The organism is Sessilibacter sp. MAH1 (genome assembly GCF_054658315.1).
Map to the genome: position 1 here is coordinate 72,172 of NZ_BAAGIC010000015.1, position 25,141 is coordinate 97,312.

At 44.4% G+C, this 25,141-nt stretch carries 26 protein-coding genes; 11 read left to right on the forward strand and 15 right to left on the reverse strand.

The features are described from left to right. Positions 1 to 36: 36 nt before the first annotated feature. From yjgA to ACYQ28_RS14705, 13 genes are all read right to left on the reverse strand, one after another. The gene (gene yjgA, locus ACYQ28_RS14645) at positions 37 to 537 is read right to left on the reverse strand and encodes a ribosome biogenesis factor YjgA (RefSeq protein WP_460051309.1); all 501 of its coding nucleotides are present in this window, start codon (positions 535 to 537) and stop codon (positions 37 to 39) included. A gap of 99 nt (positions 538 to 636) precedes the next feature. Continuing rightward, positions 637 to 2,010, reverse strand: coding sequence for a magnesium transporter (mgtE, locus tag ACYQ28_RS14650; RefSeq protein WP_460051307.1), 1,374 nt, complete (start codon positions 2,008 to 2,010; stop codon positions 637 to 639). A 305-nt stretch (positions 2,011 to 2,315) separates the two neighbouring features. Further along, positions 2,316 to 2,585 (reverse strand): HPr family phosphocarrier protein, encoded by a 270-nt coding sequence (locus ACYQ28_RS14655; RefSeq protein ID WP_460051305.1) that lies wholly within the window; start codon positions 2,583 to 2,585, stop codon positions 2,316 to 2,318. Between the two features lie 238 nt (positions 2,586 to 2,823). Next, positions 2,824 to 3,693: an RNase adapter RapZ gene (gene rapZ, locus ACYQ28_RS14660; protein WP_460051303.1), complete on the reverse strand. Its 870-nt coding sequence runs from the start codon at positions 3,691 to 3,693 to the stop codon at positions 2,824 to 2,826. Positions 3,694 to 3,716: 23 nt separating this feature from the next. Further along, positions 3,717 to 4,166: a PTS IIA-like nitrogen regulatory protein PtsN gene (ptsN, locus tag ACYQ28_RS14665; protein ID WP_460051301.1), complete on the reverse strand. Its 450-nt coding sequence runs from the start codon at positions 4,164 to 4,166 to the stop codon at positions 3,717 to 3,719. Between the two features lie 2 nt (positions 4,167 to 4,168). Then, positions 4,169 to 4,459: a ribosome hibernation-promoting factor, HPF/YfiA family gene (gene hpf / locus ACYQ28_RS14670; RefSeq protein ID WP_460051299.1), complete on the reverse strand. Its 291-nt coding sequence runs from the start codon at positions 4,457 to 4,459 to the stop codon at positions 4,169 to 4,171. A 98-nt stretch (positions 4,460 to 4,557) separates the two neighbouring features. Then, the gene (locus ACYQ28_RS14675) at positions 4,558 to 6,159 is read right to left on the reverse strand and encodes an RNA polymerase factor sigma-54 (protein WP_460051297.1); all 1,602 of its coding nucleotides are present in this window, start codon (positions 6,157 to 6,159) and stop codon (positions 4,558 to 4,560) included. 383 nt (positions 6,160 to 6,542) lie between these two features. Beyond that, on the reverse strand, positions 6,543 to 7,268 hold the full coding sequence (gene lptB / locus ACYQ28_RS14680) for an LPS export ABC transporter ATP-binding protein (protein ID WP_460051295.1): 726 nt from the start codon (positions 7,266 to 7,268) through the stop codon (positions 6,543 to 6,545). A gap of 44 nt (positions 7,269 to 7,312) precedes the next feature. After that, complete coding sequence (gene lptA, locus ACYQ28_RS14685) at positions 7,313 to 7,873, reverse strand: lipopolysaccharide transport periplasmic protein LptA (protein WP_460051293.1); 561 nt, start codon at positions 7,871 to 7,873, stop codon at positions 7,313 to 7,315. Then, entirely contained in the window at positions 7,851 to 8,459 is a 609-nt protein-coding gene (gene lptC, locus ACYQ28_RS14690; protein WP_460051291.1) for an LPS export ABC transporter periplasmic protein LptC, read from the reverse strand. Before lptC ends, lptA begins: the two co-directional genes overlap by 23 nt. Positions 8,460 to 8,540: 81 nt before the next feature. Beyond that, positions 8,541 to 9,092 carry a 3-deoxy-manno-octulosonate-8-phosphatase KdsC gene (gene kdsC, locus ACYQ28_RS14695; RefSeq protein WP_460051289.1) on the reverse strand — a complete coding sequence of 184 codons (552 nt, stop codon included), beginning with the start codon at positions 9,090 to 9,092 and terminating at the stop codon, positions 8,541 to 8,543. Between the two features lie 57 nt (positions 9,093 to 9,149). Next, positions 9,150 to 10,121, reverse strand: coding sequence for a KpsF/GutQ family sugar-phosphate isomerase (locus ACYQ28_RS14700; RefSeq protein WP_460051287.1), 972 nt, complete (start codon positions 10,119 to 10,121; stop codon positions 9,150 to 9,152). A 131-nt stretch (positions 10,122 to 10,252) separates the two neighbouring features. Continuing rightward, the gene (locus tag ACYQ28_RS14705; protein ID WP_460051285.1) at positions 10,253 to 11,227 is read right to left on the reverse strand and encodes a calcium/sodium antiporter; all 975 of its coding nucleotides are present in this window, start codon (positions 11,225 to 11,227) and stop codon (positions 10,253 to 10,255) included. A gap of 237 nt (positions 11,228 to 11,464) precedes the next feature. Between ACYQ28_RS14705 and ACYQ28_RS14710 the strand changes: the two genes are divergently transcribed. From ACYQ28_RS14710 to hisD, 5 genes are all read left to right on the forward strand, one after another. After that, the gene (locus tag ACYQ28_RS14710; RefSeq protein ID WP_460051283.1) at positions 11,465 to 12,172 is read left to right on the forward strand and encodes an MlaC/ttg2D family ABC transporter substrate-binding protein; all 708 of its coding nucleotides are present in this window, start codon (positions 11,465 to 11,467) and stop codon (positions 12,170 to 12,172) included. Between the two features lie 366 nt (positions 12,173 to 12,538). After that, positions 12,539 to 12,784 (forward strand): BolA family protein, encoded by a 246-nt coding sequence (locus ACYQ28_RS14715; protein ID WP_460051281.1) that lies wholly within the window; start codon positions 12,539 to 12,541, stop codon positions 12,782 to 12,784. Positions 12,785 to 12,817: 33 nt separating this feature from the next. Next, positions 12,818 to 14,080, forward strand: coding sequence for a UDP-N-acetylglucosamine 1-carboxyvinyltransferase (gene murA, locus ACYQ28_RS14720; protein ID WP_460051279.1), 1,263 nt, complete (start codon positions 12,818 to 12,820; stop codon positions 14,078 to 14,080). Between the two features lie 75 nt (positions 14,081 to 14,155). Then, complete coding sequence (gene hisG / locus ACYQ28_RS14725; RefSeq protein ID WP_460051277.1) at positions 14,156 to 14,794, forward strand: ATP phosphoribosyltransferase; 639 nt, start codon at positions 14,156 to 14,158, stop codon at positions 14,792 to 14,794. Between the two features lie 58 nt (positions 14,795 to 14,852). Continuing rightward, a complete protein-coding gene (gene hisD, locus ACYQ28_RS14730; RefSeq protein ID WP_460051275.1) occupies positions 14,853 to 16,163 on the forward strand; it encodes a histidinol dehydrogenase in 1,311 nt (436 codons plus the stop codon). 38 nt (positions 16,164 to 16,201) lie between these two features. Here the strand turns inward: hisD and ACYQ28_RS14735 are convergent, their stop codons facing one another. Together ACYQ28_RS14735 and ACYQ28_RS14740 are read right to left on the reverse strand one after the other, a co-directional pair. After that, complete coding sequence (locus ACYQ28_RS14735; RefSeq protein ID WP_460051273.1) at positions 16,202 to 17,350, reverse strand: S1C family serine protease; 1,149 nt, start codon at positions 17,348 to 17,350, stop codon at positions 16,202 to 16,204. A 311-nt stretch (positions 17,351 to 17,661) separates the two neighbouring features. Beyond that, entirely contained in the window at positions 17,662 to 18,162 is a 501-nt protein-coding gene (locus ACYQ28_RS14740) for a Z-ring associated ZapG family protein (protein WP_460051271.1), read from the reverse strand. Positions 18,163 to 18,552: 390 nt separating this feature from the next. Here ACYQ28_RS14740 and zapE point away from each other — a divergent pair, with 390 nt between their 5' ends. From zapE to sspA, 6 genes are all read left to right on the forward strand, one after another. Next, positions 18,553 to 19,668 carry a cell division protein ZapE gene (gene zapE / locus ACYQ28_RS14745; RefSeq protein WP_460051269.1) on the forward strand — a complete coding sequence of 372 codons (1,116 nt, stop codon included), beginning with the start codon at positions 18,553 to 18,555 and terminating at the stop codon, positions 19,666 to 19,668. 420 nt (positions 19,669 to 20,088) lie between these two features. Further along, positions 20,089 to 20,517, forward strand: coding sequence for a 50S ribosomal protein L13 (rplM, locus tag ACYQ28_RS14750; RefSeq protein ID WP_460051267.1), 429 nt, complete (start codon positions 20,089 to 20,091; stop codon positions 20,515 to 20,517). Between the two features lie 12 nt (positions 20,518 to 20,529). Further along, entirely contained in the window at positions 20,530 to 20,922 is a 393-nt protein-coding gene (gene rpsI, locus ACYQ28_RS14755) for a 30S ribosomal protein S9 (protein ID WP_460051265.1), read from the forward strand. A 297-nt stretch (positions 20,923 to 21,219) separates the two neighbouring features. Continuing rightward, the gene (gene petA, locus ACYQ28_RS14760) at positions 21,220 to 21,813 is read left to right on the forward strand and encodes a ubiquinol-cytochrome c reductase iron-sulfur subunit (protein WP_460051263.1); all 594 of its coding nucleotides are present in this window, start codon (positions 21,220 to 21,222) and stop codon (positions 21,811 to 21,813) included. Between the two features lie 5 nt (positions 21,814 to 21,818). Beyond that, complete coding sequence (locus ACYQ28_RS14765; RefSeq protein WP_460051261.1) at positions 21,819 to 24,035, forward strand: ubiquinol-cytochrome c reductase; 2,217 nt, start codon at positions 21,819 to 21,821, stop codon at positions 24,033 to 24,035. 446 nt (positions 24,036 to 24,481) lie between these two features. After that, positions 24,482 to 25,114, forward strand: a complete 633-nt coding sequence (sspA, locus tag ACYQ28_RS14770) for a stringent starvation protein SspA (RefSeq protein WP_460051259.1) — start codon at positions 24,482 to 24,484, stop codon at positions 25,112 to 25,114. The last annotated feature ends 27 nt before the right edge of the window (positions 25,115 to 25,141 follow it).

Genomic DNA, 25,141 nt, shown 5'->3' on the forward strand with positions numbered 1-25,141 from the left:
GAGTTTCCAGCGACATAAGTTCAGGTACAGTAGTTTTTAAGAAATGATGATTTGTTTGATGTGCTTGTACAGCTTACGTGTACTTTCAACGGATTTTTCTGTTTTATCACCGCTTGGAATATTTCTGAGCAGTTGGCGCAATTGCTGGCGGTCTGCTTGTGGGTATTGATCAATAAAATCTTGTAAGGCTGAGTTATCGTCGATCAGTCTGTCGCGCCAATTCTCACAAACATGATGAAGTTGCACTTGGTTTTCTTGCTCCTTGTACATCTCATCGTAATTTAATTGAATACTCTCAAAATCACTGTTGCGCAGTAATTTACCAATGTATTGAATCTGCCGACGGCGACCGTTACCAGGTCTCATGATGCGAGCTTGTTTTACGGCATCAAGAATATCGCTGTCTAAGTTTAGCGTCGCAATCTGTTGGTCGTTAAGGGCTGTAAGCTTCTCGCCAAACTCTTGAAGAGCGTTGGATTCTTTCTTTCGTTGGGTTTTACTGGGGCCCAAGTCTTCATCAAAATATTCGTCAGTCATTGTTCTATCTTTAAAATCTTAATTTGTACCGCTATAAGTGGTGTGAGTTTACCCTTGTCGTAAGCATTTCGCCTTGTTTCTTTAGTTATATTTCTTTCGTTATGTGTAGAAGTAGGTTGCAAGCCCTAAGAATGCAAAAAAGCCGACAACATCGGTGACGGTTGTTAATGCCACACCTCCAGCTAAAGCCGGGTCTATTTTCAGGGCTTTTAGAATGACGGGTAATAAGGCACCCGCCAGTGCGGCAAAGATTAAGTTCACAATCATCGCGAAGGCAATAATAAAGGCGATTATTTTATCGTCAAACCAAAACATCACGATAATCGCCATAATCGCAGCCCAGACAATGCCGTTAATTAGGCCGACTTGAAACTCTCTGCTGAGTAGCCAAGAGAGGTTTCCTCGACCAATATGACCAAGCGCTATGCCTCGAATAATCACGGTTAAGGTCTGACTGCCGGCAACACCACCCATACTTGCGACAATGGGCATTAACACTGCTAAAGCTACAACCTTGTCGATGGTATCTTGGAATAGGCTAATCACCATGGATGCGATGATGGCGGTTAACAGGTTGATGCCTAACCAGATAGCGCGTCGAGGCGAGGTTTTACGTACCGACGCAAAGGTGTCCGAGTCATCTTCAAGACCCGCCATACTCATTAAGGAGTGATCGGCACCTTCTCGAATTACGTCAACAACGTCGTCAATGGTGATACGTCCAATCAATTTTCCTTCATCGTCGATAACCGGTGCCATTACCCAGTCTTCGCGTTCAAACAGACTGGCTACTTCGGTGTCTTTCATTTCGCAATGAATTGCCGTCACGTCTGTATCCATGATCTCGCGCACGGTTAAACTCGGATCGCAGGTCAATAATTTGGTAATGGGTAACAAACCCAAGAAAATGTCCGATCGGTTGACGACAATAAGATAATAGGTCGAGTTGGGTAATTCTTCGTGTCGTCTTAAGTATCTAAGAACTACGTCGAGAGTGATATCCGGCCGCACGGTGATGGTGTCGGTGTTCATTAAACCACCGGCGGTGTCTTCATCGTAGGACAGTATCGACTCTACAAGAGACCGGTTTTGGCTCGACATGGTCGCCAAAACTTCTTGAATCACTTGGTCTGGGAGCTGTTGAAGAATATCCGCAACGTTATCGGCTTCCAGTTCTTCGGCCATTGCTGCAAGATCGGCAGTATCCATCTCGTTCAAAAGCTGGCCGCGAACATTGTCAGGCAGTTCTTGAATTACCTCACCTTCAAGCTCTTTATCTACCCACTCCCAAATTAACATCCGGCGATTGGGTGGTGAAGATGCTAATAAGTGCGCAATTGCGGCCGGTTGAAGGCCATTCAACATCCGACGTGTTGAATTAAACGCGCCGCTATCGAGCGCCGATAATATCTCGGTTAATTTTGAATGGGATTCTAGAGTCAGTAGCTGCGTTTTCGATTTACTAGAGGCCATAAATTCCCACTTCAGTTAATGATGGCTTATTCGTGCGGTGCTTTATCAACCAAAAAAGTTAACAATTCGGTTGAAACACGATTTTGTAGGCGGGTGAATCAATATTGTTAGTTTAGAGACTAGGCAATGTTCATGACAAGTCGGTGTGATAAAGATTTCTTTTTTAAAGACTTTTTGGGGCAGGCGATTTCGAATGATTAATCTTGTTATTAATTAGCTTTCAAATAAAACGAAGGTTTTATTAATTATTTGTGCGAAATATTAGCGGAAATATAAGTCTGAAAATACACGGCAGTGAAAAGGGTTCAATTGTCTTCTTCAAATTTATCGGCAAATAAAGCTTCAATCGCAGTAAGCGCAGCTTGTTCATCGCTGCCATCTGCACAGATGGTTACTAAAGTGCCCGCAGATGCCGCCAATAACAGAATCGACATAACGCTTTTGCAATCTGCTTTTTTTCCATTGGCTTCAATAGAAAGTGTCGCGCTAAATTGCATAGCCAATTTGGCGAGCTTAGTAGCGGCACGAGCATGCAAGCCTTTGGTGTTGGAGACCAGGATATTCTTTTCGATCATTGTGTAGGCGCTTGGAATAGTAATAAAAAGTGATTGAGTGACTTTTAATGAGTTAACTTAATCGCGATTTATGAAATTATTGTTGAGTTCTTTTGTTGTTATTATTGTATTTCGATGGCTAATAATAGAACGTTTATCGTTATTATTGTCGCTATTTTAGAAAATTATCGAAATTTTAAAAAAAGAATGCTCTCTGTAGTTTACCGCTATGACGGTTTACTACTATAACCGTACACGGCTATGACGTTTTTGAGCGATTCGGCACCGCCAGATCGCGATGGCGGACGAGTATATTTTCGAAATCTTCTTTTAATTGGTCGGCGAGCGCATTACAGACATATACAGAGCGATGTTGCCCACCGGTGCAACCGATAGCAATGGTTATGTAGCTGCGATTGCTTTTTTCGTATTCAGGTAACCATTGTTTTAAAAAGTTTTGTGTTGAATCGATCATAGCGTGAACCATTGATTGACTCTTTAAAAACTGTACAACTTCTGGATCATTACCCGTACAGCCGCGCAACTTGGGAATCCAAAATGGATTGGGCAAGCAGCGCACATCGAAGACTAGATCGGCATCAGCTGGCAACCCGCGTTTAAATCCGAAGGACTGAAACTGCACCGCCATGTGCGGTGCTCCTGAACCTGTCACCCATTTATGAACCAGATTTCGAAGGTCATGCACACTTAAATTACTGGTGTCTATAACTCGGCTTGCACGGGTTTGAATGGGCCTTAAAAGCTCAGACTCCGCCAAAATAGCGTCTTTCAAATCAACATTATCGGATGTTAGCGGATGTTTGCGGCGAGTCTCACTAAAACGCTGAATGAGAACATCGTCTCGGGCATCCAAAAAAATGATTTGTGTCTTGCGGCATAAACTCTCTAGCTGTGGAAACAAACTATCGAAAGCTTCTAACTCTTGTAGGTTACTGCGCGCATCAATGCTTACGGCGAATTGTTTGGACTGATCCGTTTGTGATGTGACCAAATACTTGAGCAGGGTAATTGGAAAGTTGTCGATACAAATCATTCCGGCGTCTTCCAGCGCACGTAAAGCACTGCTGATGCCTGAGCCTGATCTGCCGCTAACAATGACCAACTCCATTTTATGCTCCGCGAAACGAAAGATTACTGCTGGGTAATAACTTGGTACAACTCTTCATCACTTTTGCAGTTGCGCAATTTTTTTACCAGCTCGGTTTGGGACAAAACCTCAGCGATTTTCGCCAGAGTTTTAAGGTGGGAGTCATCCGCTTCCTCGGGGACTAGCAGCGTAAAGATCAGATCTACGGGCGCGTCATCGATGGCGTCAAAGTCCAATGGCGTATTAAGTTTAAATAACGCTCCCATGACGCCGGTACAGTTTTCCAGTCGGCAATGCGGAATCGCAATTCCTTGCCCGATTCCGGTCGAGCCGAGTCTTTCGCGGGCCATCAGGCGGCGAAAGAGCTCATCAGCGTCAAGAACTGGGAATCCTTTAGTAATGAATTGCGCGACATTTTCTAATGTTCGCTTTTTACTTGATCCCTCCAAGCCACATTTAACGCGGCTGGGAGTAAGAATGCTGGAGAGGTCCATAATCAACGGTGGCTGGTTGCTTTCTCTTTATGTTTGAGCAATTGCCGATCTAATTTTACGGCCATTTCATCGATGGCAATATACAGATCGTCAGATTCACTCTCGGCAAATATATCTTTGCCACTTATGTGTACGGAAGCTTCTGCTTTTTGTCTTTGTTTTTCAACCCTTAATACAACATTGATTGTAGTGATTTGCGGGTTGTGTTTGCCGAGTTTTTCAAATTTAGTTTCAACATAATTTCGAATAGAGTCGGTGACTTCGACGTGGTGCCCACTGATGCTAAGAGTCATTGTTATTCCTCATGTCAGAGTTAAGTCATTGATTACACAGGTTTTAAACCCGTGTAATCGGGTATGAATTAGGGTCGAGATCACCGAGTCATGGTTGGTCAGACCAGTCTTTTACGTTCGTTCGAGGCTGGAATACCCAAGGATTCGCGATATTTCGCAATGGTTCTTCGGGCGACTTGAATGCCTTGGTCTGCCAGTAACGCGGTAATTTTGCTGTCGCTTAAGGGTTTGCGAGCGTCTTCTGCGGCAACCAGCTTTTTGATAATGGCACGTATTGCGGTTGAAGAGCATTCGCCGCCATTGTCTGTGCTGACGTGGCTTGAGAAAAAGTATTTTAACTCAAAGATGCCTTGAGGCGTGTGCATGTATTTTTGCGTTGTTACCCGTGAAATTGTCGACTCATGCATGCCTACGTCTTCGGCAATGTCGTGAAGTACTAGAGGTTTCATGGATTCTGGGCCGAAATCCAAAAAGCCCTGTTGTTTTTCAACAATGCAGCTTGCAACCTTCAGTAGAGTCTCGTTGCGGCTTTGTAAACTTTTCAAGAACCAGCGTGCTTCTTGTAAATTATCTCGCAAGAAGGTGTTGTCTTCACTGCTATCGGCACGCTTTACAAGACTGGCGTAATTGTTGTTGATGCGAATTTTAGGGGCTATTTCTGGGTTCAGCTCTACGATCCAGCGACCTTCTTGCTTGCTCACAAAAACATCGGGAACGATATAACTGGTATCGCTGCTGCCGATAGTAGCGCCGGGATGAGGTGTTAATTCCTGAATTAAATCGATCGCAACTTTGAGTTCGGGCTCTTTAACGCGACATTTACGCATTAACTGTTTGTAGTCACGACTGCCAAGTAACGCTAGATGCTCTGCAACTACCGCCTTGGCGGTTTCCAGTCCGGGTGTTTCTTTGGCGTATTGATTGAGTTGTACCATCAAACATTCAGACAAATCGACGCTGCAAGAGCCGATAGGATCAAACAGTTGAAGTCGGTGTTGAACCGCAATCACTTCGTCGAGGCTTAGGTCTTCGTCTGTATCTGCGTCTTCGTTTAGAGGTTCAGAAGCTTCAAGCTCACCGCTTTCTTGTTCGGCATCTTCGTCATTCTCACGCCAGTCACCGCGTAGGCCGTGAAAAATCTCCTCGATACTGCTTGAGAGCAAACCGCTGGGCTCTACCGAGTCTATGATTGCTAAAGCAATGGTTCGATCGGTTTCTGACATCGGAGTCAGATTCAATTGCCACAGTAAGTATTCTTGAAGGGTCTCGGTGTTGTCGATTTGGCTGTCGAAAAAGCTGTCGTCTCGTTCTACGGCTGATGACGAGGAAGAGTTGCTACTGCCTTGGTAAATGTCGTCCCACTGGGTATCAACGGGTAAATCCTCGGGAATGTTTTCCTGCCATTCGCCTTCTTGGGCGTCGCCAGAATCGGATTCGGATTCGGATGCGGTTGCGGTAACTTTTTCTTCGCTGAAGTTGTCGGAAATTTCGTTGGGTTGTTCGCTGTTGTCGCCGGACTCACCGCTATCAAGGTGAGAGTCATCGGATTCGCTAACTTCGAGCATGGGATTAGACTCAAGAGCTTCTTGAATCTCTTGTTGAAGATCGAGCGTTGAGAGTTGTAGCAGGCGAATGGCTTGCTGCAACTGAGGGGTCATCGTTAATTGTTGACCCATTTTTAGCTGTAATGATTGTTTCATAACTTGACACTACTTCCAAAAACGGTGTCAGAATCGGAGCTGATTCTGATCAAGCTTAGTGTCAGTGTAGACTTGAAAGGGGCGTTTTTGCAACATCTATTAAGCAAAAAATATGCCCAACCTTGAATTTTCTTTAAATAAATGTTTTGAGGGGAAAAATAAAAGAACAGCGAGTGCTTTAGCGGAGGGGATTACTTGTTGATCACTTAACAGTAAGACCAATGTTCGCCTATTTCAACAGCAAGGTAAAGCGGTTTTTTAATGTCGCCTAAAATGTCTTTTGGGTGGTCTTGTAGGCTAAAAAAGAGTCTTTCTGTGGGTTCTTTGATAGGTGTCGAGGCTTTTGTTGTTTTATTGAGGGTCGGTTGAGGTGGCGGCTCAATTTAGAGCTTAAAGCCTTCACCCAAATAAGTGTCTCTTACTTTTTGGTTGGATAAAACCGTCTCAGCGTCGCCTTCGGCAATGATAAACCCGCCGCCCACAATATAGGCTTTCTCGCAGATATCTAAGGTCTCGCGAACGTTGTGGTCGGTAATGAGTACGCCAATTCCTCGTGATTGAAGGTGTTCAATAATTTGCTTGATATCACCGACGGATTTTGGGTCCACGCCGGCAAAGGGTTCGTCAAGGAGGATAAAGCGTGGTTCTGTCGCTAGCGCGCGAGCAATTTCGACGCGACGACGCTCACCACCGGATAGGGCGATGCCTTGGCTGTCTTGTACGTGGGTGATGTGAAATTCTTCTAAAAGTTGTTGCGCTCGGTCTTTGCGATCTGTTGCAGATAAATCGGATCGAGTCTCTAAGATTGCTAAAATATTGTCTTTGACCGATAGCTTTCTAAATACCGATGCTTCTTGTGGGAGATAGCCAAGTCCGCGTCTGGCGCGGCCATGCATGGGAAGATTGGTAATGTCTTCGTTGTCGATCCAAACGCTGCCGTGATCGGCTTTAACAATTCCTGCAATCATGTAAAAACACGTGGTCTTTCCCGCACCATTTGGGCCGAGTAAGCCAACAACTTCTCCCGTTGACACAGAAAATGAAACGTCGGATACGATTTGTCTCGATCCGTAGCTTTTGGCCAAATTTTTAGCGCTCAGTCGACTCATAACTCTTAGTGCTGGTAGTGATTAATTGAAAGATTCAACAAGGTTTATTGGTTGGTGTTTGTGGTGTCTTTATTTTGAGGTTGAATAATCAACTTCACTCGATTCTCACCCGACGCTACGGCATAGGAGTCTTTAAGGTCGTAATCGATGGTATCGCTGTTGATTTTCGAGCCGTCGCCCTGATCAATTTGCGCATTTACGGACAGTTTGATTTTCTCATTGATGACAGAGTAGTGAATGCGTTTAGCTTCGGCTTTAACCGTGGGTTTGTCGATTTTGGGTTTTTGTTCAAGCGTTGCTGGATTTCCTGTCGCTGTAATACTTTCTACGCCTTCGGGTTTATGATGAATGGTGATTGTATCTGCGACGATTACCAAGGTGCCTTGTTTGAGTTTGGCGTTGCCAGAGAAAATGGTTACTCCGGTTTTGTCATTTCGCTCAGCTCTGTCGGCGTCAATATTGATGGGTTGATCGCTGTCGCTTGGCAATGCCACGGCGGTATTGATTGATAACAATAATCCAATAACAACCACGACCATTTTTACTGCCGAGGCGAATGGTTGTGGCTGGGCGCTTTCGTTTTTACGGTGCAGGTTGAGTTTCATAAATGCCTGTAACTTGAGAAAGTAGTTCGGTTATGTTGGTAATCATGTTCAGACGCATACCAACAGAGTCGGCAATGCCTTCAGGGCTGGTAATGGACACAGGACTTTCTGATTCAGCGATTTGTTCGACAGGTTTTACGTCCAATTTATCGGTTGTGAGTCGATATTCTCCACCGGTCTCTAAGTCTTTTCTGACCACCACATTTCCCCAAAGTGTAATCAATGAGCCATTATTTTCTGCTCGCCCATGATCGGCGGTGATTTTCCAGGGAGTTTGATTGGGTTGTTCGGAAAACAGCGTCAGGAAAGGATTGCTTAAGTCGGTGTAGCCTCGTTTGGCTTCGAGCGGGCGGTTTTGTGCGTTATATCTTAGGTATTGCTCGGCCTTATCGACAACTAATAGATACTGTAGCCGACCTGTTGCGTCGAATTGGCGAGTTTTGGAATTTTGTATAATTGCCACTGGCGCCTGCGATTGTGTTTCAGTGGCGGGTTTAGTCTGAGTAATTTCAGGGTTTTCCCACAGTAGTATGACAAGCACAAACAGGCCTGCAATGATGGAAGTTGTTAAGATTTTTTTTAACACGGCTACTGTGGATAACTTTAAGCGAGTGGGCGTTATTGCATGTTGCTAATGACTGGAAACTGTTGGTTTACAAACTCTACCTTACTGGAGATAAGGACTTAATGCAGCATCAAAAGTGCCTTGCACCTGCATAATAAGATCGCAAGTTTCTCTAACCGCGCCTTCGCCACCATTACGAGTTGTTTGCCAGTGCGCATGTTCAACCATGGCGGGTAAAGCATTTGCCACGGTTACCGCAAAACCTACCTTAGTCATAACGGTTAAGTCCGGGTAATCATCGCCAATAAATGCAACTTGGTTGAGTGCAAAATTATGTTCAGCCAGTATTTCTTTTAGTGCGGTGTACTTGTCTTCTCTGCCTTGAACTAAAATTTCGATGCCGAGATCTCTGGCTCGTTTTTCAACCAAAGCACTTTTACGTCCCGTTATAATGCCAACCTTAACACCCGATTTTTGCAAGATTTTTATACCGTGACCATCTAGCGTGTTAAATGCTTTGTATTCGTTACCATCGTTACCGAAATACAGTTTGCCATCGGTTAAAACGCCGTCTACGTCTAGAAGCAATAGTTTTATTTGTTGGATATTTTCTTTTAATTTTGTCGACAATTCTTTCAGGCAGGTAGAGGTCATAATTACTTTAGCTATTGAGTTAACGGTGGCGCGATTAGGCGGTTCAACTTTGGTTATTCAAATCACGCCCGCGCGTAGTATGTCGTGCAAGTGCAGAATTCCAACCAGTTTTTGATGTTCGTCAGAGACAATTACCGCGGTAATTTTTCGGGTTTCCATAAGGTGTAACGCTTCGGCAGCCAACATATTTGGCGAAACGGTTTGCGGTTTAGGCGTCATGACTTGGCTCATCACTGCCGTTGACAAGTTGGTGCCGAGATCAACATGTCTGCGTAAATCGCCGTCGGTAAATACTCCGCAAAGAGCACCTTCGGTATCGGCAACTGTGGTAATGCCGAGACCTTTTTCAGTCATAACAACAAGGGCTTGTGTTACTGGTGTGGTTGTTAATACCACGGGAATTTCGTCGCCTTTGTGCATGATGTTTTCAACCTTGAGCAAAAGCTTGCGACCGAGTGCGCCACCGGGATGAGAAAAGGCAAAGTCTTCGGCGCTGAATCCTCTCGCCTCTAGTAACGCAACCGCCAGTGCATCGCCCATCACTAGGGTTACCGTGGTGCTGGAGGTTGGCGCTAAATCTAGAGGACAGGCTTCTGTCTCGACAGAAATATCTAAATGAGCATCAGCGGCGGTTGCCAGAGGCGACTCTGGATTTCCCGTCATGCTGATTAGGGGTATATCCATGCGTTTAAATAACGGCAGGAGTGTTAATACCTCAGCGGATTTGCCGGAGTTGGATATAGCAATGACAACGTCTGTTGGTGTGATCATTCCCAAATCACCGTGGCTTGCTTCGCCAGGGTGAACAAAGAATGCTGGTGTGCCTGTGCTGGCGAGAGTTGCTGCAATTTTGCGACCTATGTGGCCTGATTTTCCCATGCCTGTCACAATAACTCGACCTTGTACAGATAGGATTAATTCACACGCTTTTTCGAAGCTATCATCAATGCGGGCTTCGAGTTTTGCGACAGCTTCGCATTCCATTCTGACGGTTCTTTTTCCGGCATCAACAAGTGAAGTGGGTGACATGGAAAATAATTCTCTCTTTTTTAAAACTTAAAAACTCAACAATCACTAACAACGAAAAATGGATTTCACTGCGTTGTGATCTAGAACTCTTTAATTAAACCAGGATGGTTTAACCGAGAGTCTCTGTAATGTTATACGGTAAATAAGGAAACGCAGTAGGTGACATAAGCGGCTAATAGCAATGCGCCAATGATTCGACCGAGTTTTCCAGAGCCGTGTTTTTTGGACGCAATGGCATAGTCAATGATCAGCACTACCGCTAAAAATACCGTGATGGCTGCCATGGCTAAATAATCGCGATTGAATACCTCGGCATCCATACTTAACGGACCCAAAATTCCGGGTACAGACATAACCGCGAGAATGTTAAATATATTTGAGCCAACCACGTTGCCAAGCGCAATGTCGTGGTGACCTCTGATGGCGCTCATTACCGATGCAGCCAATTCTGGCAAGCTGGTGCCGATAGCGACGATGGTTAAACCAATAATTAGCGGGCTAACACCAAAATGTGTGGCTGCGGTGGTGGCTCCCCAAACTAAAACCTCTGAACTGCCAATCAATAATGCTAGGCCAATGACAAACCACATAATTGCTTTGCTGTTCGGCATAGATTCAATTTCAGTTTCTTCTTCCTCGGGAGAATGATGATTTTTTTTGCTAATGATCATCCAGCTGATCAGAGGCACGACCGTTGCGGCCAATATGATGCCTTCATAGACTTCGAGTTTTGCGTCGAACAGGAACAGACCCGCAAGCGCAGTCACCACCAGAAGAATGGGCAGTTCTTGCGTTAAAATATGTCTGAAAATAGGTATGGGTGAAATCAAAGCGGTTGCCGCGAGTACCATTCCGATGTTGGCTAGGTTAGAACCCAGCGCGTTGCCAATGGCAAGTTGCCCTTCATCTTTTAACGACGCGCTAACAGAAACAACAATTTCTGGTGCTGATGTACCCAAGGAGACAATAGTTAAACCAATGACTAATTTGGATAAACCTAGATTTTCGGCGAAAGCCGCGCTTCCTTCTACAAATCGATCCGCGCTCCATACAAGCCCCACAAAGCCGAGTAAAATGGCTCCCCAGGCAATCCAAATATCAGGCATTTTTTAATCCTTGTTCATGAAAACGCAATTTAGCGCAACCTTTTCGTAGAGTTCGTGGTCAGATTAGGCGAAATGGTCGGCAATGGTATAGTCTCATTCAGTCTTTGTCACTTTGAGCACCGATTTATACGATTGTTCGCACGGTGCTAAGTCGTTATCATCGCGGCGTATTGAACTTGGGCTCATAGCAAATGACTTGCTCGGCGTATCAAGGTTCGCATGGGAGTATTTCTAACAATGAATAAATTAAATTTTAAACCTCTTTTTTTAGCTTCTGCCTTGGTTTTAAGCGCGGGCTCATGTTCTGTCTTTGCGCAAGAGAACGCTGCGGATGCATCTGTGAAAATCGATAGCGCGGAAGCTGTAGACAAAGCTTCCAAGGTGAATCTTTCAATTGCACATAATGCCGATGAAGTAAGTGCGCACGACGTGGTTAAGTCGGTGACTGAATCGGTATTAGCAATGATTCATAAATCTCAAAATGATCCACAATACGATCAGGCAACCCTGTCCAGTCAGCTTGATGCTTTGTTAACCGAGGTGGTGGATTTTAATTTTATCGCTCTGAACGTCATGGGTGTTGATAACGCTCGATCTATTTCGCGTGAAGAGTTCGACCGTTTTGCATCTGTATTTAAGCAAAATTTGATCAGTACCTATGCGAAAGGTATGACCAGCTTTTCAGACTTCAATGTTGAGGTGATCCCGCCAGAGAACAGTATTGAAGGTCAGCGCAACGTCACGGTTCGCCAAAAAGTGGAGGCTCCTACCGGTACGAGTCTGGTTACTTACACCATGGCTGTGAATAAATCCGGCCAGTGGGTATTGCGGAACATGAACATCAATGGCATCAATCTTGGTGTTACTTTTAGGGATCAATTTAGAGTCGCCCTAAAACAAAATGATGGCGATGTAAAAAAAGTCATCGATAACTGGGACGTCTAGTCATCGCTGATTTTCTGTTCTGTGCAAAGTGGGAATTAGCCACTTTGCACAGAGTTATTAAGGTTTCTCTCCTACAAATTTCTCTTCGTATTATTGTCGTTTGATTTCACGTTCTATTCTTGTTGTCTCTCTTATAACTCTAATTGTCTGGCGTGTTGACGTTTGTGCCGAGAAATCTCTGTAACATACGGTGGTTGAGAGTATGCTGGAGATTGGAGTTTTATCTTAGAAATTAAATCGAATTTGGGTGAATTTAGAGTCTGTCTTCTTTAGAATAGCGGGCCTTTTTCGCCAAGAAGCGGTTAGATTGTGAGCTGGCGTGGCTAGCTCACTCCAATTAACAAATTTGTAGCAAAAGTGAACACAATGATTCAAGCCGAAGAAATTAAGCAGAAGTTAGAGCAGGGCATTGATCAAGCAGAAGCCGTAGTTGAAGTATCTGGTTCTAATGTTAATGCCGTTATCGTCAGTCCAGCCTTTGCGGGCTTAAACCCAGTGAAAAAGCAGCAATTGGTTTACGGTGTGTTAGACGAGTATTTCAAATCCGGCAGCATTCATGCCCTCAATATGAAGACCTTCACGCCTGATCAATGGCAAGCACAAAACTCGTAGTTTTCGATCCTCTATTTACGTTGGCAACTCTCTATGGATAAGTTAATCATCAAAGGTGGCAGCTCGCTCAATGGTGAAATTCGAATTTCTGGTTCGAAAAACTCAGCACTACCGATTCTGGCAGCTACTTTGTTGGCCGATGAACCGATGCATGTGGGCAATTTACCGCACCTACACGACGTAACGACAATGCTTGCTTTGCTGCGTTGCATGGGTGTTGGGGTAACCATTGATGAGAAACTGACGGTAGAGGTTGATAACAGCACCATCACCGACTTTACCGCACCTTATGAATTGGTTCGTACCATGCGAGCGTCGATTTTGGTGTTAGGGCCAATGTTGAGCCGCTTTGGTCAGGCCAATGTTTCCTTCCCTGGTGGTTGTGCGATCGGAAGCCGTCCGGTTGACATTCATTTGCGTGGCCTTGAAGCCATGGGTGCAACCATTGAGGTTGACCAAGGTTACATTCGCGCTCGTTGCAATGGCCGGTTAAAAGGTATTCACTTTTTCATGGACATAGTAACTGTTGGTGGAACCGAAAATCTTATGATGGCGGCTACCTTGGCCGAAGGCACCACCATTCTTGAAAACGCCGCCCGCGAGCCCGAAGTTGTTGATTTGGCCAAGTGTTTGGTCGCAATGGGCGCGCAAATTGAAGGTATCGGTACGGATACTTTAGTTATTACCGGCGTTGACAGTCTCAAAGGTTGTCATTTTGATGTTATGCCCGACCGCATAGAGACTGGCACCTATTTAGTGGCGGCAGCGGCTAGTCGCGGCCGTGTAAAACTTAAAGATACCAATGAAAAAATTCTTGAGTCCGTTTTGCTAAAGCTTGAAGAGGCTGGCGCCAGTATCAGTTGTGGCGATAACTGGATTGAATTGGACATGAAAGGTAATCGTCCAAAAGCGGTAAGCTTAAGAACGGCCCCATATCCAGCATTTCCAACCGATATGCAGGCACAATTTTTAGCAATGAATACCATCGCTGAAGGTGTTGGCTCGGTTACAGAAACGATCTTTGAAAACCGACTGATTCAGATCCACGAATTGAATCGAATGGGCGCGAATATTCGTTTAGAGGGAAATACCGCCATTGTTACCGGTGTAGAATCCTTAAAAGCTGCTCCGGTTATGGCTTCTGATTTGCGCGCATCGGCGAGTCTAGTGATTGCCGGCATGATTGCCGAAGGCGAGACGTTGGTAGATCGTATTTACCACATTGATCGTGGTTATGAATGTATTGAAGAAAAACTGCAATTGCTGGGCGCTAATATTCGCAGGGTGCCGGGTTAGGCATCTGCTTAATAATTCGCCTCGGCGAAATCCAATCATTCCCAGTTTTTTCTGGCAAAGCATTAAAAAAGTACCATGACAGAGTTAACCATAGCCCTTACCAAAGGGCGAATTTTAGAAGAAACCTTGCCATTGCTGGCGGCCGCTGATTTATATCCCCTTGAAGATATTGAAAAAAGTCGCAAATTAACCTTTGAAAGCAATCAGCCAGGTGTACGTTTTGTTGTGTTACGAGGCGTAGATGTTACCACTTATGTTGAATTTGGCGCCGCTGATATTGGCGTTTCTGGTAAGGATATGCTGCTAGAGCATGGTGGCAATGGTATTTATGAACCTCTCGATTTAGGCATTGCTCGTTGTCAGTTGATGACGGCAGGTATTAAGGGTCGTGAGACGCCAAAAGGTCGCATTAAGGTCGCAACTAAGTTTGTGAACGTCGCAAAAAAATACTACGCAGAAAAAGCTCAGCAGGTAGATATTATTAAGCTTTACGGTGCTATGGAGCTTGCGCCGATTATTGGTTTGGCCGATGAAATCGTAGATATTGTTGATACGGGTAATACACTTCGTGCTAATGGTTTAGAGCCCAGAGAGCACATTGCGGATATCAGCTCTCGGCTGATCGTTAATAAGGCTTCTATGAAAATGAAGCACGCAGCGATCAGTTCGATTATCGAAAAGGTTGCGTCTGCTGTTGCTTTGCGTGACAAATAATGTGCCCCAGGATTAAAACCCACTTTCTTCTTAGTTGTATTTCTATAAAGAGTATGTGATGACACAAGATTTATTGATCAAAAAACTGAATTCTCAAGATGTTAACTTTCAAGCAGATCTAGACGCTCTGCTGTATGTGGACTTGGTTTCAGATCATGATGTAACTCGTGTTGTCGATGACATTATCGCCACCGTTCGCCGAGATGGTGATCAAGCTTTGGTTGCTTACACGCAAAAGTTTGATCGTTGGACGCCTGAAAATGCTTCCGATTTGGAAATCACCAGACAGCAATTAGAAGAAGCATTGGCGCGAATTTCGGTCGATGCGCGCGAGGCTCTGCAACAAGCCGCAGATCGTGTAGAGCAATATCATAAACATCAAGCACAAAGTTCTTGGCAGTACATCGAAGCTGACGGAACCGTTCTTGGGCAAAAAATTACGCCCCTAGACACCGTAGGTGTCTATGTTCCTGGCGGTAAGGCAAGCTACCCTTCTTCAGTTTTAATGAATGTCATGCCTGCAAAAGTTGCAGGTGTTGAAAATGTCATCATGGTAGTTCCTACGCCAGACGGTGAGATCAGTGATCTTGTTTTGGCGGCGGCTGCTATTGCCGGAGTAGATCGGGTCTTTGCTATTGGTGGGGCTCAGGCTGTTGCAGCTTTGGCTTATGGTACCGAGCTTGTGCCCAAAGTTGATAAGATCGTTGGCCCAGGTAATGTATTTGTGGCTTGCGCTAAGCGTGCTGTGTTTGGCCAGGTTGCTATTGATATGATTGCCGGCCCTTCAGAAATTCTTGTGGTGTGTGACGGCAAGACTGATCCCGACTGGATAGCAATGGATTTGTTCTCGCAGGCTGAGCACGATGAAATGGCACAATCAATACTTATCTCTCCCGATGCAGATTTCTTGCTTCAAGTGGAGCAAAGCATCAAAAAGCTGTTACCTACTCTAGATCGAAAAGAGATTGTAAAAACCTCTTTGCAATCGCGCGGTGCGCTGATTGCTGTCTCTTCACTAGAAGAAGCAATTGAGATCACCAATCACATAGCCCCAGAGCACTTGGAGTTGTCGGTAGAAGATCCAGAGCAATGGTTGCCGAGTATTCGACATGCTGGCGCCATATTTATGGGGCGCTACACAGCAGAGGCTCTGGGTGATTATTGTGCGGGCCCTAACCATGTTCTGCCAACATCGGGTACGGCGCGTTTCTCTTCGCCTTTAGGCGTTTATGATTTTCAAAAGCGCAGCTCGATAATTTACTGCTCTGAACAGGGCGCCTCTGATTTAGGCAAGGTAGCTTCGGTTTTGGCCCGAGGTGAGTATTTAGAAGCTCATGCTAGATCGGCGGAATATCGCATTAAAAAATAATGCGGTTGCGGTCATATCCAGCTAACAGCGATTGAGTTTTAGCTGGATATGACCGGTTTCTCGGCAAGTAATGCCGACAGTCTGAAATGCTGGCCATTACGAATAAGATCTACAAGTACGGCTTCATTCGGTTTTTTACCGGCAATCTGATTCATCCCATTGCGGCCATTACCTACAGGCGCATCATCAATATGGGTAATGATGTCACCCGGTTTTAGGCCGGCAATATGCGCTGGTCCATTTTTATAAACTCCCACAACTACGACACCATTACCGCCTAAACCCATAGAGTCCGCAATTTGAGGGTTTAATGGTTGAGCTTCGATACCAAGCCAGCCTCGTATTACGCGACCGTTTTCAACAAGATTGCGCATCACTTGCATGGCTTGGTCTGCTGGAATAGCAAAACTGATCCCCACCGATGGGTTGCCGTCGTCAAGAATGGCGGTGTTAATACCGAGTAGTGCTCCGTTAACATCTACAAGTGCGCCGCCTGAATTGCCGGGATTGATCGCAGCATCCGTTTGGATGTAATTTTCATAGTTACTTAAATCTAACCCGTAGCGACCTGTGGCACTGATGATTCCTTGAGTTACCGTCTGGCCAACGCCAAAAGGGTTGCCGATGGCCAGCACCACATCACCAATATTCGCTTTGGCAGGCTCTCCAAGTGTGGCTGGGGTGAGTCTGTCTAAATCAACTTTTAATACCGCAAGATCCGTTTCTGTATCGCGACCAACAACTTCGGCCAAGGCCTCTCGACCATCGTGAACCAATACGACAATTTCCACGGCATCATCAATGACGTGGTTATTGGTAAGAATGTAGCCGTCATCACTAACAATCACGCCTGAGCCCAACGCGGACTGAAGTCTGCGCTGCATTAGGTTGTTTGCATTGTTGAAATAATGTCGGAAAAGAGGGTCGTCAATAAAAGGATAACGGCGTTTACTTGGGAGTTTTCTGGCGTAAATATTAACAACCGATGGCGCAGCAGTTTTTACGGCAAATGAGTAAGATGCTGGGCCGCTCCATCCTTCATAAGGATTAACGGCGCTAACAACTCTATTGAGCTTATCGTTGTCCGAGTCGGTTTTAGTAAGCGAAGGCGACGCGAAAATCGCAATGGCAGCAGCGAGTAGGCCTGTAAAGGCGGGCCATATGAGATAGTCGATAATTTTTTTCATTGCGCTTTTAGCATTACCTGGTTGCGTAGTCGGCGTTTACCGATGAAAACAATCTGTAAGTAGCTTATCTAACGGTATAAACCACTATATCACAGAGCAGAGCGAGTTTATTTTCGTCTACTCTGTAGATCTTTCTAGTATAGAAAAATCTGATTAACCAAGAGTTTCTGGTGACACGAGTATGTGCCGCTAATTCCAAGAACAATAAGTAATTGAAATTGTTAAGAAACTGGAAATCGTGTTGTCAATTTCTTCTCTTTGATTTAAGCATGGCGGAGTTAATCAGAGCTGCCAGCAAGTACCTTGAGCGATCAAATTTTGCTTGTTTTTTGATCGATGATTTCGCCTTCTTTATCCGATAGAGTTGAGTCGATCTCCGATGAGGATTCAAGTCCAAATGATTCACTGAGAGTGCCATTATTAGGCGCCCAGTCTCGTGGTGGCTGAACCTGTGTTTCATCGGCTAAAAGGTCACGATGATGGTCTGACTGAGCCCATTGCTTTGATGCACTATCGAGTAAATCTCTGCCAATATCGGCGTTGGCAAGTTTAATCGCGCCAGCTGCCAAATGCTCGTGTACATCTTTGTAGTTTTCAGTGAGCTTGTTAACTAATACAGAGGTTTCTTTGAAGTGTTCGGTAACGTCATTTTGAAACTGTTTTAATTGCTCTTCGGCTTGGTTGGCACGAGCTTCCATGGCTCGGAAGCCTTTTTTATCAGTGCTAAAGAGTCTGCCCGCGAAGTATCCAGCAACACCTCCAAGAACCAAGCAAACGATACTGACAATAATTAAGACGGATAGAGAATACACATGAAGCTCCTGCAGGTTTAAAATCGTTCAGCTAAGCGCTGAAAACTTCTTTCGTAGAGTTAATTCTACGCGAAAAATAGACTTTGTAGGTTCGATGTAATCTGTCTACATGGGTGTATTAGATTACCATTGACTACCAAAGCCAGAAACGAATAAGGGTTTGCAAAGAAAGAAAAAACCGCGAATCGTTGTTTCAATCACAAATTTTACGCTCTTAATTGGTTCTGTTTAAAACAATAAATGAGCGCCAAAGAATATTTTCTAAATGGTGTTTGGAAAATACGCTTTGGTATAATCCATTTTCTAAAAATCCTTGTCGCCATTGTATGAGGTGATAGGTGAGGGCTTTCTCCTAATATTTCAATTAACAACAGATGTATGGTGTAGATAATGGAGAATACTCCTCTTGCTCGTTATCAGCGTGATTTAGAGCGTGATGATTTCAATTATGACCCTGCTCAAGAGATGGCGGTAAAGCATCTTCAAAATTTGCACGATCAGCTGATTCTTGCCATTGAGCAGGCTAATCCAAAGACTTCTTTGCTCAATAAATGGTTTAAAGCGAATCGCAAACCGGTCACTCCCGTTCGTGGCCTGTATTTCTGGGGCGGTGTCGGGCGAGGTAAAACCTATTTGATGGATAACTTTTTCGAAAGTCTTCCGTTTGATCAAAAAATGCGGGCGCATTTTCATCGCTTTATGCGACGAGTGCATCAAGAACTTAAAACACTTGATGGACAGAAAAATCCCCTAGAAATAGTTGCAGACAGAATTGCCTCTGAGGCTCGTGTTATATGCTTTGACGAGTTTTTTGTTACCGACATAACAGACGCAATGATCTTAGCTACCTTGTTGGACGGGTTATTCCGACGTGGTGTGAGTTTGGTGGCAACCTCCAATATTGTTCCTTCTGGTCTCTATAAAGACGGGCTTCAACGCGCGCGCTTTTTACCGGCTATTGCGTTATTGGAAGAGCATACGCAGGTTGTTAATGTTGATGGCGGTGTCGATTATCGGTTGAGAACACTTGAACAGGCAGAGCTTTATTACACACCTTTAGGTGAGGCTGCGGACGAGAGCTTAAAGTCTAGCTTTGAACGTCTGGTACCAGAAAAGTCCGAGATCAGGGCAGATGTTCAAATAGAAATCGAAGGACGTATGCTCAATGCACTTATGGAAGCCGATGATATTGTTTGGTTTGAGTTTTCCGAGGTTTGTGAAGGGCCGAGATCTCAAAATGACTACATAGAAATTGCCAAGGAATTTCATGCGGTGCTTGTTTCTAATATTCCGCAAATGAATCGAGATTGCGACGATTCTGCTCGCCGATTTATTAATTTAGTGGATGAATTTTATGATCGCGGCGTAAAGCTTATCGTGTCTGCTGCGGTACCTTTGGCACAAATCTACGCAGGTGGAAGGCTAGAGTTTGAGTTTCAGCGTACCACGAGCCGCCTTTTAGAAATGCAAAGTCACGAATACCTAGCGCGCGAGCACCGTCCTTAACTTGAGTGGTGTGTTTACTAGTCTTTAAGAGTTTTCTTGGGTTAATTTCTGCGGACAATTTTTAATGGATATACGCTAATAATTGGCCTTCTGAACTTGTTATTTTATGCAGGAGGCCTTAGAATCCGCGCTCCTTTTTTCAAGTGCGCTGATAGAAACAAGTTATCAGAGTCAACAAGTTGGTTCTACGAAACAGTTTTAGTTAGTGCATGAATAAGCCACACAATTTTGAATTGAAATTTGTTTGGTTGGTGATTGTGTTGGAGTTATCTAACTCTATTACCTTTTTCAGGGCTCGAATTGAGCTTAGCCGTATTTGGCAATTGGATGTATGAACTCATCCGCATTTATTACCGCTGAGATGATTTTTCCAAATCTTGACTCAGCTTTAGTTTTTATACAGGTTATAGGCAAAACAACATGAAGACTATCAGTGCCAATCCTGCTACCGTAAAACGTGAATGGTACGTTGTGGACGCAGAAGGCAAAACTCTTGGCCGTATGGCTGCAGAAATCGCCAGTCGTTTGCGCGGTAAGCACAAGCCAGAATATACACCTCACGTTGATACCGGCGATTACATCGTTGTGATCAACGCAGAAAAAGTACATGTAACCGGTCGTAAAGCTACCGATAAAATGTACTACCACCACACTGGATACATCGGCGGTATTAAGTCGATCAGCTTTGATAAGTTGATAGAAAAAGCCCCTGAGCGCACCATTGAAATCGCTGTTAAAGGCATGTTGCCAAAAGGCCCATTAGGCCGCGCGATGTTCAAAAAGCTAAAAGTTTACGCTGGTACTGAGCATCCACACACTGCTCAGCAACCGCAAGAACTGAACATATAATTGGGGGAAATAATGGCTGCAACACAATACTACGGTACCGGACGCCGTAAAACCTCTACTGCTCGAGTATTCATTACTGAAGGCTCAGGCAACATTGTTATCAACGGTCGCACTCTAGACGATTACTTCGGACGTCAAGTAGCTCGTATGATCGTACGCCAGGCGCTTGAAGTTGCCGAGGCTGTTGATAAATTCGACATCAAAGTTACCGTTAAAGGTGGTGGTAGCTTCGGTCAAGCTGGTGCAATTCGTCACGGTTTAACTCGTGCATTAATGCAATACAACGAAGAATTGCGCAGACCGCTTCGCGACGCTGGTTTCGTTACCCGTGACGCTCGTGAAGTTGAACGTAAGAAAGTTGGTCTACGTAAAGCTCGTAAAAAGCCACAATTCTCAAAACGTTAATACAAAAGCCCGTTTTTGGTTGCTTGTTGTGGTTATCAAAAAGCTCGGGCACTTGCTCGGGCTTTTTTTTGGTTTGTAATCCAAGACGCCAACAACTTGCGAATCTAAATTGTTCTTGACCAATATCAATGATTTTGAGTTAGGAAGGCATGTGTATATAAGCTTATCTTGTCTCAAATTGGCAGGTTCTATACCATGTCGCGATTTACAATCATGCCTAATAATTCAAATTTTAAATCTTAGTGATTCACCCGGTTATCTGTAAGTAAAAGAGTACCTGGAATGGGAGAAAGCCTCATGAGTGAAGACGGTGTTAATACCGGACGGCGCAAGTTCTTAACAGCGGCGACCTCCGTAGTTGGTGCTGTAGGAGCAGTGGGTGCAGCAGTTCCTTTTGTTGGATCTTGGAATCCAAGTGCAAAAGCAAAAGCGGCTGGTGCGCCTGTAAAAGCAAATCTTGAAAAGCTTGAGCCTGGTCAGATGGTCACCCTAGAGTGGCGCGGAAAACCGGTTTATGTGGTTCGTAGAACCCCAGAGATTTTAGAAGGTATTCGAAAAATGGACGGTGAGGTCCGCGATCCGAATTCCGAAGTTCCTCAACAACCTGAGTACGTCAATAAAGAGTACCGCTCTATCAAAAATGAGTTCTTGGTATTGCTAGGTCTATGTACTCACCTTGGTTGTGCTCCTCTATTCCGTCCTGAAGTGGGCGCCGCTGATCTCGGTGGTGATAAATGGCAGGGTGGTTTCTTCTGTCCTTGTCATGGTTCTAAGTTTGATTTGGCCGGTCGCGTATTAAAAGGCGTTCCTGCTCCTATTAACTTAGAGGTTCCTCCTCATTCCTTTGAGGGAGATTACATTCTCACCGTAGGTGTTGATCAAGAGGCGTAAACACAATGAGTAAAATTGCGGATTTATGGAGTTGGGTTGACTCACGCTTGCCGGTTCAGCGCGCGTGGGATACCCACATGGGAAAATATTACGCTCCTAAGAACTTCAACTTTTGGTATTTCTTTGGCGTTCTATCGATTTTAGTTCTGGTTAACCAATTGTTAACTGGTATTTGGTTGGTGATGAGCTTCGTTCCAAGTGCGGAACAAGCATTCGCCTCCGTTGAATACATCATGCGTGACGTTGATTACGGTTGGATCATTCGTTACATGCACTCAACAGGTGCTTCGGCGTTCTTTATCGTTGTGTACCTACACATGTTCCGTGGTTTGATGTACGGATCTTATAAAGCACCTCGCGAGTTAGTCTGGATTTTTGGTATGACCATTTATCTAGCGCTAATGGCAGAAGCTTTCATGGGCTACGTATTGCCATGGGGTCAAATGTCATACTGGGGTGCACAGGTAATTGTTTCGCTATTCGGTGCGATTCCTGTTGTTGGTGATGATCTTGTTCAGTGGATTCGCGGTGACTTCCTAATTTCTGGTATCACGCTAAACCGATTCTTCTCATTACACGTTATTGCCCTTCCAATTGTTATTTTAGCGTTGGTTGTGCTGCACATTTTGGCACTTCACGAAGTTGGATCTAACAACCCAGACGGCGTTGAGATTAAGAAAAATAAAGATGCTAACGGCATTCCTTTAGACGGTGTTCCATTCCATCCTTATTACTCCGTACACGATTTGGTTGGTATTACCGTATTCTTGTTTGTGTTCTGCTTTGTATTGTTCTTTATGCCTGAAATGGGTGGTTTCTTCCTAGAGCACGCAAACTTCGAACAAGCAAATAACTTAAAAACTCCACCACATATCGCACCGGTTTGGTACTTTACGCCTTTCTATGCGGTACTTCGTGCAGTAACCATTGATATTGGCCCGCTTAGCTCAAAATTCTTAGGCTTGGTTGCCATGGGTGCTTCGATTGCAATCTTGTTTGTATTGCCTTGGCTGGATAAGAGCCCTGTTAAATCAATGCGTTTTAAAGGTTGGTTGCCTCGTATTCAGTTAATGAACTTCGCTGCGATGTTCGTTGTATTGGGATACTTGGGTGTGCAAGCGCCGACCGATGGTCGTACTTTATTAGCTCAGATAGCGACTCTGTTCTACTTCATTTACTTCATTCAAATGCCAGTGTTTACCAACCCAACTAAAAACCAGATGACTCCGGTGAATTTAGTTGTGGCTGTGATCTTAGCTGGATTGATGATTTATATGTCTCTCGGACAAATGGATGCTGATATTCCAGTTATGGTTCGAGTGTTGGGCTTTTACTTAGCGATTCTTACACTTCTTACTCCATGGTTAACTAACCGTGACGGTTACACTCCAGAGCCAACTCGTGTGCAAGCAAAAGGTTTACCTGCGCACATTGTTTGGGGTGGTGTATTACTGTTTGCAATCTTAGCAATTGTTCCGATCAAGTCAGTTGCTGCGACAGGTGGTGAATGTGGTCATGTTGCTTGTGATCATATGGAGCCAGATTTACACGACAAAGAATCGTTACAACGTGGTGCAAAGTGGTTTGTTAACTATTGTATGGGTTGTCACTCAGCGCAATACTCGCGCTGGGAACGTGTTGCCGATGATTTGGAAATTCCTCATGAAGATATGATGAGTAACCTTGTTTTGGGTAAAGACAAGATTGGCGATCTCATGACAATTGCTATGCCTGCCGCAGAAGCTAAGGCTTGGTTTGGTGCAACGCCTCCAGACCTAACATTGGTTGCTCGCTCACGCAGCCCAGAGTGGTTGTACACCTATTTACGTAACTTCTATAAAGATGAGACTCGTCCAACGGGTGTGAACAACAAGGTGTTCGAAAAGGTCGCTATGCCTCATGTTTTAATGGAGTTACAAGGTCTAGCCGAGTGTGCACCAGGACCTGCCCATGATGAGCATGGTCATGTTATGCGTAATGCGTTGGGTGAAGCTCTTCAAGATGAAGAATGTGGCAGTTTAAAAGTTGGGGCTGTCAAAGGTTCTATGACTACCGAAGAGTTTGATCAAGCCATGTATGACTTGGTTAACTTCATGGAATACATAGCAGAACCTTATGCTCTTGATCGTCAACGTATCGGTGTTTACGTATTATTGTTCTTAGTTGTTTTATACATCTTCGTGACTTTATTGAATCGTGAATACTGGCGTAACATTCATTAATGAATGTGTTACAACGATGATTCTGAAAACGCGGCCTTATGGTCGCGTTTTTTTTAGTGATTTATTTAACTGCTCACCAGAATCGCAGTGCAATTGCAGTTTCTAGAGAATTCGATTGGCGTTAAATTTTTATATTAGCGTGTATGGTTGATATGCTTTTAAAATAAAGGCACTAATACCGATAATTTTGCCTCTCAAGATTGAAAATTTCTTATCTATTCCCGCCGTAAGTTTTATTTTCAGGTATAATGGTCGGCTTGGCTAAGAGGTTTTGATCAGATTTAAGGTTAGCGTAGGTGTTGCGGCTTTTCAGATGCACGCATTACAGAAAAGACGTTTTTCTACAGAGAATTTCCACAACCTTTCCTGATTTTATATAAATGCATCAAACCCTCAGTTATTCCACTTGTCGTCCCAGTTTATAGTAAATACTCGAGGTGCAATCAATGGGAGTTGTTGCGAAACGCTCATCCATGACATATTTTTCCGATGGCCGTGATCATTACAGTCATCGTGTTCGTATCGTTCTGGCAGAGAAAGGAGTGTCTGTTGATGTTATCGATACAGACCCAAATAACCTACCTGAAGAACTTGCTGATCTGAATCCTTACGGAACCTTGCCAACGTTGGTTGATCGTGAGCTCGCGCTTTACGAAACCAAAGTGATGATGGAATATCTTGATGAGCGTTTTCCTCATCCACCACTTTTGCCTGTTTATCCGGTTGCGCGTGCCCAAAGTCGTTTGTGGATGCACCGTATTGAAAAAGATTGGTCGCCGTTAGTTGATGCTATTGTTTTAGGTAAGAGTAAAGAGTCTGTGAATAAGGCTCGTAAAGAGCTAAAAGATAGCTTATTAACCGTCGCGCCAATTTTTGAAGAAATGCCATTCTTCATGAGCGAAGAGTTCAGCATCGTAGACTGTTGTCTTGCGCCAATTTTGTGGCGTTTAGATGTATTGGATATTAAATTACCAAAAACACGTCAAGCTAAACCTTTATTCGATTATATGGATCGTCTTTTTGCTCGTGACTCCTTTAAAGAGAGTCTAACCGAAGCAGAAAAAGAAATGCGCCAATAATTGCGTTGGCATGTGAGCATTCTCATG